13 protein-coding genes are annotated in these 14,307 nt (G+C 67.6%); 2 read left to right on the top strand and 11 right to left on the bottom strand.

Annotation, left to right across the window (positions count from 1 at the left end; all coding sequences use genetic code 11):
* Nucleotides 1-213 precede the first annotated feature (213 nt).
* Nucleotides 214-1,287, top strand: a complete 1,074-nt coding sequence (arsB, locus tag ACZ5EF_RS06030) for an ACR3 family arsenite efflux transporter (protein ID WP_346063217.1) — start codon at nt 214-216, stop codon at nt 1,285-1,287.
* 34 nt (nt 1,288-1,321) lie between these two features.
* On the opposite strand, the gene ACZ5EF_RS06025 is transcribed toward arsB, so the two are convergent.
* From ACZ5EF_RS06025 to ACZ5EF_RS05975, 11 genes are all read right to left on the bottom strand, one after another.
* Nucleotides 1,322-1,666 carry a metalloregulator ArsR/SmtB family transcription factor gene (locus tag ACZ5EF_RS06025; protein WP_346063218.1) on the bottom strand — a complete coding sequence of 115 codons (345 nt, stop codon included), beginning with the start codon at nt 1,664-1,666 and terminating at the stop codon, nt 1,322-1,324.
* A gap of 177 nt (nt 1,667-1,843) precedes the next feature.
* Nucleotides 1,844-3,082: an organoarsenical effux MFS transporter ArsJ gene (gene arsJ / locus ACZ5EF_RS06020; RefSeq protein WP_346063219.1), complete on the bottom strand. Its 1,239-nt coding sequence runs from the start codon at nt 3,080-3,082 to the stop codon at nt 1,844-1,846.
* On the bottom strand, nt 3,075-4,091 hold the full coding sequence (locus tag ACZ5EF_RS06015) for an ArsJ-associated glyceraldehyde-3-phosphate dehydrogenase (protein WP_346063220.1): 1,017 nt from the start codon (nt 4,089-4,091) through the stop codon (nt 3,075-3,077). The genes arsJ and ACZ5EF_RS06015 overlap by 8 nt, the downstream gene beginning before the upstream one ends.
* Before the next feature lie 90 nt (nt 4,092-4,181).
* The gene (locus ACZ5EF_RS06010) at nt 4,182-5,828 is read right to left on the bottom strand and encodes a methyl-accepting chemotaxis protein (protein ID WP_346063221.1); all 1,647 of its coding nucleotides are present in this window, start codon (nt 5,826-5,828) and stop codon (nt 4,182-4,184) included.
* Between the two features lie 48 nt (nt 5,829-5,876).
* The gene (locus ACZ5EF_RS06005; RefSeq protein ID WP_346063222.1) at nt 5,877-6,299 is read right to left on the bottom strand and encodes an arsenate reductase ArsC; all 423 of its coding nucleotides are present in this window, start codon (nt 6,297-6,299) and stop codon (nt 5,877-5,879) included.
* Nucleotides 6,300-6,564: 265 nt separating this feature from the next.
* Nucleotides 6,565-7,401, bottom strand: coding sequence for a phosphate ABC transporter ATP-binding protein PstB (pstB, locus tag ACZ5EF_RS06000; protein ID WP_346063245.1), 837 nt, complete (start codon nt 7,399-7,401; stop codon nt 6,565-6,567).
* 34 nt (nt 7,402-7,435) lie between these two features.
* Nucleotides 7,436-8,602 (bottom strand): phosphate ABC transporter permease PstA, encoded by a 1,167-nt coding sequence (gene pstA / locus ACZ5EF_RS05995; RefSeq protein ID WP_346063223.1) that lies wholly within the window; start codon nt 8,600-8,602, stop codon nt 7,436-7,438.
* 19 nt (nt 8,603-8,621) lie between these two features.
* Complete coding sequence (pstC, locus tag ACZ5EF_RS05990; RefSeq protein ID WP_346063224.1) at nt 8,622-9,878, bottom strand: phosphate ABC transporter permease subunit PstC; 1,257 nt, start codon at nt 9,876-9,878, stop codon at nt 8,622-8,624.
* Nucleotides 9,879-9,981: 103 nt separating this feature from the next.
* Nucleotides 9,982-11,007, bottom strand: a complete 1,026-nt coding sequence (locus ACZ5EF_RS05985) for a substrate-binding domain-containing protein (RefSeq protein ID WP_346063225.1) — start codon at nt 11,005-11,007, stop codon at nt 9,982-9,984.
* 122 nt (nt 11,008-11,129) lie between these two features.
* On the bottom strand, nt 11,130-11,858 hold the full coding sequence (locus ACZ5EF_RS05980) for a sulfite exporter TauE/SafE family protein (protein WP_346063226.1): 729 nt from the start codon (nt 11,856-11,858) through the stop codon (nt 11,130-11,132).
* Nucleotides 11,851-13,035 (bottom strand): Bcr/CflA family multidrug efflux MFS transporter, encoded by a 1,185-nt coding sequence (locus tag ACZ5EF_RS05975; RefSeq protein ID WP_346063227.1) that lies wholly within the window; start codon nt 13,033-13,035, stop codon nt 11,851-11,853. The genes ACZ5EF_RS05980 and ACZ5EF_RS05975 overlap by 8 nt, the downstream gene beginning before the upstream one ends.
* Before the next feature lie 319 nt (nt 13,036-13,354).
* Between ACZ5EF_RS05975 and tal the strand changes: the two genes are divergently transcribed.
* Nucleotides 13,355-14,293, top strand: a complete 939-nt coding sequence (tal, locus tag ACZ5EF_RS05970; RefSeq protein WP_346063228.1) for a transaldolase — start codon at nt 13,355-13,357, stop codon at nt 14,291-14,293.
* Nucleotides 14,294-14,307: the final 14 nt, after the last annotated feature.

Genomic DNA, 14,307 nt, shown 5'->3' with positions numbered 1-14,307 from the left:
CGTCGAGCATAGCACCCCGGCTCGCGGGGACGGTGAAGCGCGCCTGCGCTTGATATATACGAATAGGCATATATGATGAGTCGCATCCCCCCCTGCCGGAGGCATCAGGAGCCCAGTGACCGCCCCAACTTCGCCCCGGCACCCTTGCGGATGCCCAGTGCCACTACCCTCACGGCACGGATCAACCAGCGAGCCATCTAGAGGAGCCATGGCATGACCACACATCAGGCGTCCCAGGCCCCCAGCACCGCCGAGGGCATGGGGCCATTCGGGCGTTTCCTCTCGATCTGGGTGGCGCTGGCCATTATCGCCGGGGTGGCCCTGGGCCAATTCGCCCCGGTGGTGCCGGAGACCCTGTCGCGCTTCGAGGTCGCCCAGGTATCGATCCCGGTGGCGATCCTGATCTGGGCGATGATCTTCCCGATGATGGCGCAGATCGACTTCGCCGCCGTGCTCGGCGTGCGCCACCAGCCCAGGGGACTGGTCATCACCACCACGGTAAACTGGCTGATCAAGCCCTTCAGCATGTTCGCCATCGCCTGGCTCTTCCTGATGGTGATCTTTCGCCCGCTCATTCCCCAGGAACTGGCCAGCCAGTACCTGGCCGGCGCCATCCTGCTGGGCGCCGCCCCCTGCACCGCCATGGTCTTCGTCTGGAGTACCCTGACCCGCGGCGACGCCGCCTACACCCTGGTGCAGGTGGCGCTCAACGACCTGATCATGCTGTTCGCCTTCGCCCCCATCGTGGTCCTGCTGCTCGGTATCTCCGATATCCGGGTACCCTGGGATACGGTGGCGCTGTCGGTGGTGCTCTATATCGTGATTCCACTGGCGGCCGGCTATCTGACCCGGCGCAGCCTGATCAAGCGCCATGGCCTCGAGTGGTACGACACTGTCTTTATGAAGCGCCTCGGCCCGGTGACACCGATTGGGCTGATTATCACCCTGGTGCTGCTGTTCGCCTTCCAGGGCGAGGTGATCCTCGAGGCGCCGCTGCATATTGTCTTGATCGCCATCCCGCTGATCCTTCAGACGGTGCTGATCTTCTTTATCGCCTACGGCTGGGCCAAGGCCTGGAAGGTACCCCATAACGTCGCCGCCCCGGGGGCGATGATCGGCGCCAGCAACTTCTTCGAGCTGGCGGTGGCCGCCGCCATCGCCCTGTTCGGCCTGCAATCCGGCGCGGCCCTAGCCACGGTGGTGGGGGTGCTGGTGGAGGTGCCGCTGATGCTGGCCCTGGTACGCATCGCCAACCAGACCCGGCACCACTTCCCCAGCGCCGCCTGATCCGGCCCTCAGTCGAGACAATGCCTCCCAGGTGTTAACACAGCGCCGAACGTCGCTCCGGGCGGTTTCCCATGCAGCCGAGCCGGGCCTGGAGGGCGTCGAGGCGTGCCCCCTCCCCAGCCTCGGCGGCCTCGAGCACCCGGCCGACCCAGCCGGGCAGGGCCTCGGCCAGGCGGTAGTAGACCCACTGGCCATCGCGACGATCGCTGAGCAGCTCGCAGGCGCGTAGCTGGGCCAGGTGACGGGAGACCTTGGGCTGGGAAGCTTCCAGGGCATGGGTCAGCTCGCAGACGCAGAGCTCGCCCTCCCGATGGATCAGCAGCACCAGCAGCAGGCGCGTCTCGTCACCCAGGCACTTAAACAGGCGAATGGCTTCCAAACATTACCTCCTTCGAGGGCATCAGGCGGCTGGCATGGCAAGGTCGCCCAGGCACTTAAACAGGCGAATGGCTTCCAAACATTACCTCCTTCGAGGGCATCAGGCGGCCTGGCGTGGCAAGGTCGCCCAGGCACTTGAATAGGCGAATGGCTTCCAAGGATTTCTCCTCCGATGGTGTCAGGCGGGGCGTCGCGGCAACCCCAGGGCCAGTACGGCGCTGGCCGCCACCAGGGCCGCGGCCACCCATAGGCAGGCGCTAAGCCCGTACTGCATATAGAGCCAGCCCGACAGCAGGGTGCCGATCAGCCGCCCCATGGCGTTGGCCATATAGTAGAAGCCCACGTCCATGGAGACCCCGTCGGCCCGGGCATAGTGGACGATCAGGTAGCTGTGCCAGCTGGAGTTGACGGCGAAGAGCACGCCGAAGGCCAGCAAGCCTAGCACCAGCCAGGACACCGCCGCCAATGGCAGCAGCGCCAGCCCCACGCCGAGCAGCGCCAGCGCCGCCGCCCAGCCGGCGGTGAGCAGGCGCGCCTCGCCGTGAATCAGCCGGGTCAGCCGCGGCGCCTGGGTCTGCACCCCACCGTAGCCGATCACCCAGATCGCCAGCAGGCCGCCCACCGTCCAGTGGCTCCAGCCGTGCTGGTCATAGAGGAACACCGGCAGGGCCACCACGAACCAGACGTCCCGGGAGGCGAACAGGCAGAGCCGCGCCGCCGACAGCACGTTGACCGCCCGCGACTTGGAGAACACCTCGCGGAACCTGGGCTTGTGCTTGACCCGCCCCAGGTCGGCCCTGAGCCGCCACAGCGACAGCATCAGAACGGCGGCGAGCATCAGCGCCATGGCCAGCACCGCGCCCCGGAAGCCGATCAGCGTCAGCAGGGCCCCGCCGAGGAAGAAGCCGGCGCCCTTGAGGGCGTTCTTGGAGCCGGTGAGGATCGCCACCCAGCGGTAGAGGGCGCTGCCGGCGCCGGGGCTGTCCTGGGGCACCAGCACCTTGACCGCGCTCTTGGCGCTCATCTTGTTGAGGTCCTTGGCGATCCCCGAGAGCGCCTGGGCGGCCATCACCCAGGGCACGGTCAGCGCCGCGGCGGGCACCATCAGCATCGCCAGCGCCACGATCTGCAGGCCGAGGCCGACGTTCATGGTGCGATTGAGCCCGAGGCGCGCGCCCAGCCAGCCCCCCACCAGGTTGGTGACCACCCCGAAGGCCTCGTAGAAGAGGAACAGCAGGGCCACCTCCAGCGGCGAGTAGCCGAGCTGGTGGAAGTGGAGTACCACCAGCATGCGCAGGGCGCCATCGGTGAGGGTAAAGGCCCAGTAGTTGCCGGTGATCAGCAGGTACTGGCGCACCTCGAAGGGCAGCGCCCGCAGCCGGGCGCCCAGTGACTCGTCCCCTCCCCCACTAGCCATGGGCCACCTTGAGGGCCAGCTCGGCGGTACGGTTGGCGTAGCCCCACTCGTTGTCGTACCAGGCGTAGAGCTTGAGCTGGGTGCCATTGATCACCAGGGTGGAGGGGGCGTCGACAATCGAGCTGCGCGGGTCGGTGCGGTAGTCGATGGAGACCAGGGGGCGCTCCTCATAGCCGAGAATGCCGGCCAGCTCGCCCTCGGCGGCGGCCTTGAGCGCGGCATTGACCTCCTCGGCGGTGACCGCCCTCTCCAGCTCGAAGACCATGTCGGTGAGGGAGGCGTTGGCCAGCGGGACCCGCACGGCGTGGCCGTTGAGCTTGCCCTCGAGCTCCGGGAAGATGGCGGTGATCGCCTTGGCGGAGCCGGTGGTGGTGGGAATCAGGCTCATGCCGCAGGCCCGGGCCCGACGTAGATCCTTGTGGGGCGCATCCAGAATGCTCTGGGTATTGGTGATGTCATGCACCGTGGTCATGGAGCCGTGGCGGATGCCGTAGGTCGCGTGGATCACCTTAACCACCGGGGCCAGGCAGTTGGTGGTGCAACTGGCCGCGGTGACGATACGGTGCAGCGCCGGGTCATAGCGGTCGTCATTGACCCCCATCACCACATTGAGCACCCCTTCTTCCTTGACCGGGGCACTGACCACCACCCGTTCGACGCCCTGATCCAGGTAGGCCTGGAGCTTCTCCGTCGTCTTCATCTTGCCGGAGCACTCGATGGTCACCCGGCAGCTCGACCAGTCGCTGTCGCCGATGGCGGTATTGGCACTGAAGGGAATCGCCCGGCCATCGATCACGATGGCGTCATCCTCGGCGCGGATGCCCTGGCCCGGGCTCCAGCGGCCATGCACGGAGTCGAACTCCAGCAGGTGGGCGAAGGTGGCGGCGTCGCCGCCCGGGTCATTGATGCGGCCGATCGCCACCTCGCCGGCCGCGACTCGCGCCCAGAGGGCCCGCAGGGTCAGGCGACCGATACGCCCCAGGCCATTGATACCGATAGTGATTGCCATCTCGGGCTCCTCTCGAAAAAACACGGAGGGGCAGGCCCCGAGGCCCGCCCCCAAAGACATATGGACAATAGCATATATGGCTGGCGTTATTTAATGCGCGAGGGCCGGTAACCGTGTCGCTTCATCCTGCGTCGCCGCCAGGGCCTCCCAGTCGGGGGCCGCGTCGTCCCCGACCGGGTCGGCATCGAGGCGGAAGCCCCGGGCGTAGGCCTGCATGCCTTCGGCCTCGCCCTCCAGGCGCTGGGCGCCGTCGGCGGCCCGCTCCACCAGGCGGGCGCTGTCCCGGGTCGCCGCCTGCATCTGCGCCATGGCGCCGTTGACCTCGTCGATGCCCGCCTGCTGCTCCCGGGAGGCATCGTGGATACGCGCCATCAGCGCATTCACCCGCTCGATGGCGAGGATGATCTCGCGGGTGTGCTCCACCGCCTCCCGGGAGAGTTCGCCGCCCGCCGCCACGCTCTGCCGGGAGGCCTCGATGCGCCCACGGATCTCCTTGGCGGCGTGGTCGCTGCGCGAGGCCAGCTCGCGCACCTCCTTGGCCACCACCGCGAAACCGCGCCCCTGGTCGCCGGCCCGGGCCGCCTCCACCGAGGCATTCAGGGCCAGGATATTGGTCTGGAAGGCGATGCTCTCGATCAGCGCGACCATGCCGGCGATCTCCTCGGCGTGGGACTGGATCGTCTCCATGGTATCGGCGAAGCGGGTGATCACCGCCTCGCCCTCCCGGGCCCGCCGGGTGGCGCCCTCGGCGGAGCGCCCCACCTCGTCGGCGGTGGTCACGTTGCCGGCCACGGCGTGGGTCAACTGGGCCAGGTGGTCGGCGGTCTGGCCCTGGGCCGCCCCCTGCTGCTGGGTCTGGGCGGCCAGGGCGGCATTGTCCTCGGCCATGCGGCGGCTGGCCTCGTGGACGCCCTCGCTGCCCCGGCGCAGGTGACTCACCGTCTCGGTGAGGGAGGCCTGCATGGTGGCCAGCTCGGCGAACAGCTGGCCGATTTCGTTGCGCCCGCGGGCCTCGATGGGCGCCGAGAGGTCCCCCTCGGCGATGCGCCGGAAGTGCCCCACCACCTCGCGCAGCGGGCGAATCACGTTGCGGGTCACGCCCCACAGCACCAGGCCGATCAACAGCGCCGCCGCCGCCAGGGTGGCCAGCAGGCTGACCCCGAGCCAGTCGGCCAAACGCCGGAACTGGGCGGCCAGGGCCTGGCCCTCGCCGGCGGAGGCGGCGAAGAAGTCGTCGGCCTCGGCCATAAAGGCCTGGCTGCTCTCGGTGACCCGGGACTGGCCGGAGCGGTAGCCGCCATGGTCGCCGTCCTGGAGCAGCATCAGCTGCAGGCTCAGGTTGTTGTCCACCAGCGACTGGTAGCGTTGACTCAGGGCCTCGATGGCCGCCTGCTGGCTGGCCGCGGGGGGCACCGCCCGGAAGCGCGCGAAGGCTGCCTCGGCGGAGCCCAGCAGGGCCTCGGCCCGCTCGATGGCCGGCCCCGGCCGCTCGAAGGCCGGGGTGCGCAGCAGCTCGGCGGCGCGGTCCATCTCGATGCGCGCCCGCAGCACGTCGATATAGGCGCGATTAAGGGCCTGGGCCTGCTCCACGTTGAGGCGATTGAGGGTACCGAAGGCCTCGCGGCTGGTCTGGTTCGAGAAAAGGCCGAGCAGGCTGGCGCCGAGGATCAGGATGGCGAAGGCGGCCAGGACCAGCGACCAGCTGACTCTGACCGTCATGTTTTCGAAGCGAAGCATGGGCTCTCCGGAGCGGGAAATCGACACTCTATTAGTAACAGCGAATTGTTACGGTCGGGTGTCATGGCGCCGGCTGGCCAGCCAGAGGTCGAGGCGCCGGCGGATCTCCTGCAGGGCCTGGGCATAGGCATCGGGGCGATCGATCAGCCGCGGGTCGCGGATATCCCAGTAGAGGCGTTCGTCGGCGCTGCCGCACCAGTCGCGACAGGCCTGCCGGGCCTTGTCGCAGAGCACGATCACCGCATCGAAGTGTTGCCCGGCGAAGTCATCGAGGGACTGGCTGGCCAGGTCCTGGGTGACGATGCCCTGGGCCTCGAGGGCCGCCAGGGTCAGTTCGTGGGGGCGATCCGGCTCGCTGCCGGCGCTGAAGGCCACATAGGCATCGCCGGCCAGATGGCGCAGCAGCGCCTCGCCCATCAGGGAGCGGGCGGAATTGGCTTGGCAGAGGAAGAGCACGCGGCGGCGGGTCATGGGGAGGCTCCGTTATATATGGATGTACATATATAGCGCCCCGTCATGACAGCCCCATGACAAGGACGACGGGGAGGCCGCTTGGCCTCCCCGTCATCTGACATTCAGGAGCAACTCGGGAGCTACCCTGGGGGCAAGCCCTCGCAAAGACGCGGTGAACCCTTCCCTGGGCGCTCGGCATTCTCGTCCCTGATAATGACGCTTTGCTCCGTCATACCCCCAGCGCTCCCTCAGCCATATCAACGATAATGGTCCGGGGCCCCGCTTAGCCGTAACGGCCGGTGATATAGTCCTCGGCCTTCTTGGTGGCGGGGTTGGAGAACATCGTCTTGGTGTCGTTGTACTCGACGATCTCGCCCAGGTGGAAGAAGGCGGTGTAGTCCGCCACCCGCGCCGCCTGCTGCATGTTGTGGGTCACGGTGACGATGGTGAACTGCTGCTTGAGCTTGTCCATCAGGTCTTCGATGGTGGCGGTGGAGATGGGATCCAGCGCCGAGGTGGGTTCGTCCATCAGGATGACGTCGGGCTGCACGGCGATGGCCCGGGCGATGCACAGGCGCTGCTGCTGGCCCCCGGAGAGGGAGGTGCCCGGCTCGTGGAGCTTGTCCTTGACCTCGTTCCACAGGCCGGCATCGCGCAGTGCCTTCTCCACCAGCTCGTCCTGCTCCGCCTTGCGGCTCACCAGGTCGTGCATGCGCGGCGCATAGGCGATGTTCTCGTAGATCGACTTGGGGAAGGGGTTGGGCTTCTGGAAGACCATGCCCACCCGGCGCCGCAGGGCCACCTCGTCCATCCTGGTGGCATTGACGTCGCGGCCATCCATCTCCACCAGGCCCTCGATGCGCACGCTGGGGATCAGGTCGTTCATGCGGTTGAGGCAGCGCAGGAAGGTCGACTTGCCGCAGCCGGAGGGGCCGATCAGGGCGGTGACGTTCTTCTCGAAGAGGTCGATATTGAGGTTCTTGAGCGCCTGGGTCTGGCCATACCAGAGGTTGAGGTCGCGGACCCGGATGCTCAGGTCATGGCAGGCCTGATCGTTGCGGGTATGCGGCTGCCCCACCTGGGGAGCGGTACCGGCGGTATGACGGGGAGCGGCTTGCATATTCATGGAGAGTGTCCTCTGTAACGCGCCGGGCTTACCAGCGACGCTCGAATTTCTTGCGCAGTACCACGGCGGTGGCATTGAGGAAGATCAGGATCGCCAGCAGCACCAGGATGCCCCCGGCGGTCTTCTCGACGAAGGCCTTGTCGGGTTCCCCCGCCCAGGTGAAGATCTGCGCCGGCAGCACGGTGGCGGCCTCGGTAAAGGTAGCACTGACATCGGGGATAAAGGCCACCATGCCGACGATGATCAGCGGCGCGGTCTCGCCCATGGCCTGGGCCAGGCCGATGATCGACCCGGTCATGATGCCGGGCATGGCCAGCGGCAGCACATGGTCGCGCACCACCTGCCAGCGCGAGCAGCCGACACCGAAGGCGGCGTGGCGGATGGAGTCCGGCACGCTGCGCAGCGCCGTGCGGGTGGCGATGATGATCACCGGCAGGGTCATCAGCGCCAGCGTCATGCCGCCCACCAGGGGCGAGGAGCGCGGTACGCCGAAGAAGCTGATGAAGATCGCCAGCCCCAGCAGGCCGAAGAGGATCGAGGGAATCGCCGCCAGGTTATTGATATTGATCTCGATGATCTGGGTCAAGCGGTTGTCCGGGGCGAACTCCTCGAGATAGACCGCGGTCATCACGCCGATGGGGAAGGCGATGGCCAGGGTCACCAGCAGGGTCATCACCGTACCCAGAGCGGCGGCGAGGATCCCCGAGGCCTCGGCCATCTTGGAGTCGCCGCTGGTAAAGAAGGTGGTGTTGAACTTCAGCGCCACGTTGCCTTCTTCCGCCAGCCGGTCGACGGTGGCCTGCTGCGCTGCGTTGAGGCGATGCGCGTGCCCCTTGAGGTACTGATCCACCTGGGCATTGGCCAGCACCCAGCGGGTCTCGGTGGTGCCCAGCAGCTCGGGATCGTCACGCAGCATGCCGGGAATCAGCCGCTCGAAGGTGCGGCTCACCAGCCGCGACACCTCGGGATCCAGGGCCGCGCGCCCCATGCGGGTGGCGTCCTCGGTATAGTTCAGCTCCACGCGGACCTGCGCCTGCTGGAAGGCCGGCAGCCCCTTGCCCAGCATATCGGCGAAGAACAGCACCAGGAACAGGCCGGCCAGCCCCAGGGCGCCCATGGAGAGCCACTTCAGCCGCGTCGACTTGCGGTGGCGGCGCTTGAGCTGAGCGCTGATCTCGTCGAAGGATTGACTCATGTCGCTAGATCCTCGGGGGTTAGAGGTTATTGACGCGGTACTTCTCGCGGAAGCGACGGATCATCAGCACCGACACCAGGTTGAGCGTCAGGGTCACCGCGAAGAGCACCAGCCCCAGGGCGAAGGCGGAGAGGGTCTCGGCGCTCTCGAACTCCAGGTCCCCGGTCAGCGCCGCGACGATGCGCACCGTCACCGTGGTCATGTCCTCCAACGGGTTGGCGGTGAGGTTGGGGCGCATGCCGGCGGCCATCACCACGATCATGGTCTCGCCCAGCGCCCGGGAGACCGCCAGCAGGGAGGCGGAGATGATCCCCGGCAGGGCCGCGGGAATCACCACGTCGCGAATCGTCTCGCCCTTGGTCATGCCCAGCGCCAGCGAGCCCTGACGCATGCTGTCGGGCACCGAGTTGATGACGTCGTCGGAGAGCGAGGAGATAAAGGGGATGATCATGATGCCCATCACCACCCCCGGCGCCACGGCGTTGTTGAAGGAGGCGTCCAGGCCGAAGAAGCCCGCCAGGTCGACGATCAGCGGCGCCACCGTGATGGCGGCGAAGAAGCCGTAGACCACGGTGGGAATGCCGGCCAGGACCTCCAGGGTCGGCTTGGCCAGGGTGCGCACCCGCTTGGGGGCGAACTCCGCCATATAGATGGCCGCCAGCAGGCCCACGGGAATCGCCACCAGCATGGCGATGGCGGTGATCATGAAGGTGCCGGCGAACAGCGGCACCGAGCCAAACTGGGCGGCGCTGGCGCCCTCCTCGGCACGGCCGGCGGCGGCCAGGAAGCTGGCCCCCGGGTTCCACACCGTGCCGGTGATGAAGTCCCAGAAGCTGTGCATCTGGAAGAAGCGCAGCGCCTCGAAGATGATCGAGAAGAGGATGCCGAAGGTGGTGAAGATGGAGATCAGCGCCGCCCCCACCAGGATCCAGCGGATCACCCGCTCGATGGCCTGACGGGCGTGGAAGTCCGGCTTCACCTGGCGCACCCCCACGGCCAGTCCCAGCGCGGCCACGGCCAGGCTGCCGGCGAGCAGGTAGAGGGGCGGAATCTCGGCGCCCAGCAGCAGCATCAGGAAGGCGCTCAGCCCCCCCACCAGGATGGCCGGGCCGGCGGTGGTCAGCACCGCGAACCAGGCATATTGGTCGGGCTGGGCGAACATGGCCGTGCCGCCGGCGCGTACCCGCGCGGCCTTGGCACGCCCCAGGAAGAAGGCCATCAGACCCAGCAGCAGCAGCACGCCGCTGAACAGTGCTAGGAGTTGATCGGTCTGCATAGGGTTCTCTCGATGACGGATGAGACGGCGGGCGGCGCCGCAACGTGCGACGGCCGGCAGCCTGGGCTGCCGGCCGGGTCAGGCGTCCTTGCCCGATGCCGCCTTAGAGGTCGGCGAGCTGCAGGGTGCCACGCTGGGCGACGCGCTCGCGGGCCAGCTCGCGCTCGGCCTCGGGCAGCGGGATCAGGCCGATATCGGTCAGGTAGCCACCCTCGCCGATCATGGTCTCGGAGACGAACATGTCGACGTACTCATACAGCGGTGTCACTTCCTCGGCGTGCTGGTTCTTGACATAGAAGAACAGCGAGCGGGCGATGGGGTAGTCGCCGGCGCTGATCGCCTCGGGGGTCGGCTCGACGCCTTCGATGTTGCTGGCGACCAGGCTGTTGGCGTTCTCGACCAGGAAGGAGTAGCCGAAGATGCCGAAGGAATCGGTGTCCTCGGTAAGGCGCTGGACGATCAGGTTGTCATTCTCGCCGGCATCGATATAGGCGCCGTCGGCGCGAATCTCGGTGTAGGCCTCGCCGCCGTAGGCCTCCAGTTCCTCGGAGGCGGCTTCCATCACCAGCTCCTCGAAGGCGTCGCGGGTGCCGGAGGTGCTGGGCGGCCCGTAGACGGAGATCTCGCGATCCGGCAGGGAGGCGTCGATATCGCTCCACTTGGCGTAGGGGTTATCCACCAGCTCGCCATCCACCGGCACCTGGGCGGCCACCGCCAGGAACAGCTGCTCCAGGGTCAGCTCCATGCCCTCGTTGCTGCTGGACTGGGCGAAGACGATGCCGTCGGAGCCGATCTTCACCTCGGTGACGTCGGTCACGCCATTCTCGGCGCAGCGCTCCAGCTCGCTGGCCTTGATGCGGCGGGAGGCGTTGGAGATATCCGGGGTGCCCTCGCCCACGCCGTTACAGAACAGGCGGATACCGCCGCCGGAACCGGTGGACTCGATGACCGGGGTCGGGTAGCTGGTCACCGCACCGAATTCCTCGGTGACGTAACTGGCGAAGGGATAGACGGTGCTCGACCCCACGATGCGGATCTGGTCACGGGCCTGGGCCACGCCGGCCACACCCATCACGGCGGCGGCGATCACCGTGGTCTTGAAAACGCGGCTCTTGAGGATACGGTTCATGCGAGTCACTCCTGTCGGTCGAAGAGGTTCTGCCTTGACGTGGAGACACTCTGCCCGACGAAAATGACAGCTTCGTGACATCGAATAACCCGGAGAAAAAACGCGAGCGACGCGCTTTCCGCCTAGAGCAGCAATAGCAGCGCGGCCAGGGAGCAGACCGCCAGGGAGCCATACTGGACGGCGCGGGCATCCAGGCGCGGCGCCAGCCAGGCTCCCAGCAGGTGGCCGACGAGAATCGCCGGCAGGAAACTGAGCGCCAGCTGCAGGTGCCAGACGCCGACCCGCCCCGCCAGGGCCAGCAGCGCCAGGGTCAGGCTGGCGGTGACGATAAAGTAGGCGGCCAGGTTGCCGCGCAGGCGATCCGGCGGCAGGCCGTGCAGCAGCAGCGCCAGGGGCGGGCCGCCGATGGCCGCCACGGTGCCGAAGATCCCCGACACCACCCCGGCGCCGAACAGGCTGGCGCGATTGACCGGCAGCCGGAAGCGCCCCAGGGTGATCGCCACGGCGCTCAGCACGATCAGCGCGATCACCTTCTCCAGTACCACCAGGGGCGCGGCCACCAGCAGCCACAGGCCCAGGGCATTGCCCGGCAGGCGCCCCACCAGGGCCATGCCGATGGCGTCCAGGCGGATCTCCCGGTAATAGCGGCGCACCATCATCAGCGACACCAGCAGGCCGAAGATCACCAGGATCACCGGCACCAGCCGCGGCTCCAGCATCAGCAGCAGCGGCGCCCCCACCACCGCCAGGCCGAAGCCGGTGATGCGCTGCACCAGGGCCCCCAACATCAGCACCAAGGCGCAGGCGCCCCAGGTGGCGGGCGTCATCTCCAGCCAAAGCCCCTCAGCCATGGGTCGGTCGTGGCGCCAGCAGGCGCAGGCCCAGGTTGCCGATCAGGGTCGCCCCCAGCATGGTCAGCACCATGGGCCAGAGGCTGTCGATCTCGAAGCCCCCCACCAGGACCCCGGCCAGGGCGCCGCAACTGAACTGGATGCTGCCCTGCAGGGCGGTGGCGGTGGCACTCATTCGCGGGAAATTGTCCAGCAGCGAGGTAATGGCATTGGGGGCCACCAGGCCGATGGTGCCGGCGAACAGCATGACCAGCGGCACCACCAGCCACAGCGACTCCAGGCTGCTGGCCATCATCGCCACCAGCCCCAGGCCGGCGCTCAACTGGATGGCGAGTCCCAGACGCAGGTTCTGCTGGGGCGTATAGCGGCGCAGCAGGCGCATATTGAGGCGATTGGAGGCCAGCATGGTCACCACATTGGCGCCGAACAGCAGCGGATAGAGAGACGGCGAGACGCCGAAGTGCTGCAGATAGACGAAGGGCGAGGCGGTGATAAAGGCGAACAGGCCGGCGAAGGTCATGGCCGCGGCGCAGATATAGCCCAGGCTCTCGCGGTGGGTCAGCACGCTGGCGTAGTTGCCCAGCATCTGGCGCGGCGAGGCGGCCGGCCAGTCGCGGCTGCGGGTCTCCGGCAGTTTGGTGCCCAGTAGCCACAGCAGGAAGGCGGCATAGGCGGCCAGGAAGACGAAGATCAGCCACCAGTCGCCCAGGTGCAGCAGGCCGCTGCCCACCACCGGCGCCGCGAGCGGCGCCAGCAGCATGATCATGGCCATGGTGGACATCACCCTGGCCGCCTCGCGACCGCTGAAGCAGTCGCGCACGATAGCCGCCGAGTTGACCACCGTGGCCCCGCCACCCAGGGCCTGGACGAAGCGCCAGGCGAGCAGCGTGGATAGCGATTCCACCTGGGTAATGGCCAGGCTGGCCAGCAGGAAGACCACCAGGCCCCCCAGCAGCACCGGACGACGTCCGAGGCGATCCGAGAGCGGGCCGAACAGCAACTGGCCCAGGGCGAAACCGGCCAGGAAGACACTCAGAGAGAGCTCGGTACGGTGGATACTGGCGCCGATGGACTCGGCGAGGGCGCCCATGGCGGGCAGGTAGGCATCGATGGCGAAGGGCGCCAGGGCGGTGTTGGCGGCCACCAGCAGCGCCAGGCGGCGAGGGTCGAGAGTCAAGCAGGCCTCCAGGGGAAAAGGTAGGTTGCTAATTATACCCGCGATTCCACCAAGCGCCCAGCCCGAGCAGAGCTAGCGAATTTGGAATAACTGAGGGGCGCTGGGGGGCGGGACGGAGCGGGGGTTTTTTGCCAGGGATGGCAAAAGTAGCGCCCAGGGAGGGGTTCACAGCGCCCCGCGACGGCCTGCCCCCCAGGGTAGCCCCGGTCCTCCGAGCAGAAAGCAGTGCTTACTGCGATAGCCCTATCCGTCCGGCTAGGCGCCTACCCAAGCGGCTGATAGAGTAAGAAAAACGCCCCTCGGAACCCAGGACACCCCTATGGCCCAAGACAAGTTGACCCAACTCAAGGCGATGACCACCGTGGTCGCCGACACCGGCGACCTGGAGGCCATTCGCCGCTTCCAGCCCCAGGATGCCACCACCAACCCCTCGCTGATCCTGCAGGCGGCCCAACAGGCCGAGCGCCGGGCGCGGCTGGCCGAGATCGCCCGCCACTGCACCGATATCGATGACGCCCTGGACACCGTGGCGGTGGAGATCGGCAGCGAGATCGCCGCCCTGGTCCCCGGCTATGTCTCCACCGAGGTCAGCGCCCGCCTCTCCTTCGATACCCAGGCCACCCTGGATCGCGCCCGGCACCTGATCGACCGCTACGAACGGCATGGCGTGGGCCGCGAGCGCATCCTGATCAAGGTCGCCGCCACCTGGGAGGGCATCCGCGCCGCCCAGCAGTTGGAGCGCGAGGGCATCCATACCAACCTCACCCTGCTGTTCAGCTTCGCCCAGGCCCAGGCCTGTGCCGACGCCGGCGTCACCCTGATCTCCCCCTTCGTGGGGCGCATCCTCGACTGGCACCGGGCCCGCCAGCCGGATGCCGACTTCGCCGGCGACAATGACCCCGGCGTGCAGTCGGTGCGGCGCATCTACGAGCACTACAAGGGCCAGGGCTACAAGACCGTCGTCATGGGAGCCAGCTTCCGCAACCAGGGCGAGATCGAGGCCCTGGCGGGCTGCGACAAGCTGACCATCTCGCCGGCTCTGCTCGAGCAGTTGGCCGCGGATGCGGGCCCCCTGCCCCGCCGCCTGGCGCCGGTGGACGACGCCGAGGCCTCGGCGGGGGAACCCCTGGACGAGATCGAATTCCGCTGGGCCCTCAACGAAGACGCCATGGCCACCGAGAAGCTCGCCGAAGGGATCCGCAAGTTCATGGCCGACCAGCGCAAGCTGGAGGAGCTGCTGGCCGAACTGCGCCGCTGATCGCTTTACGCCAA

It is taken from the genome of Bisbaumannia salifodinae (genome assembly GCF_055388505.1).
Note: the sequence above shows the minus strand (reverse complement) of the source record. Positions and strands in the feature narration are given on the sequence as shown.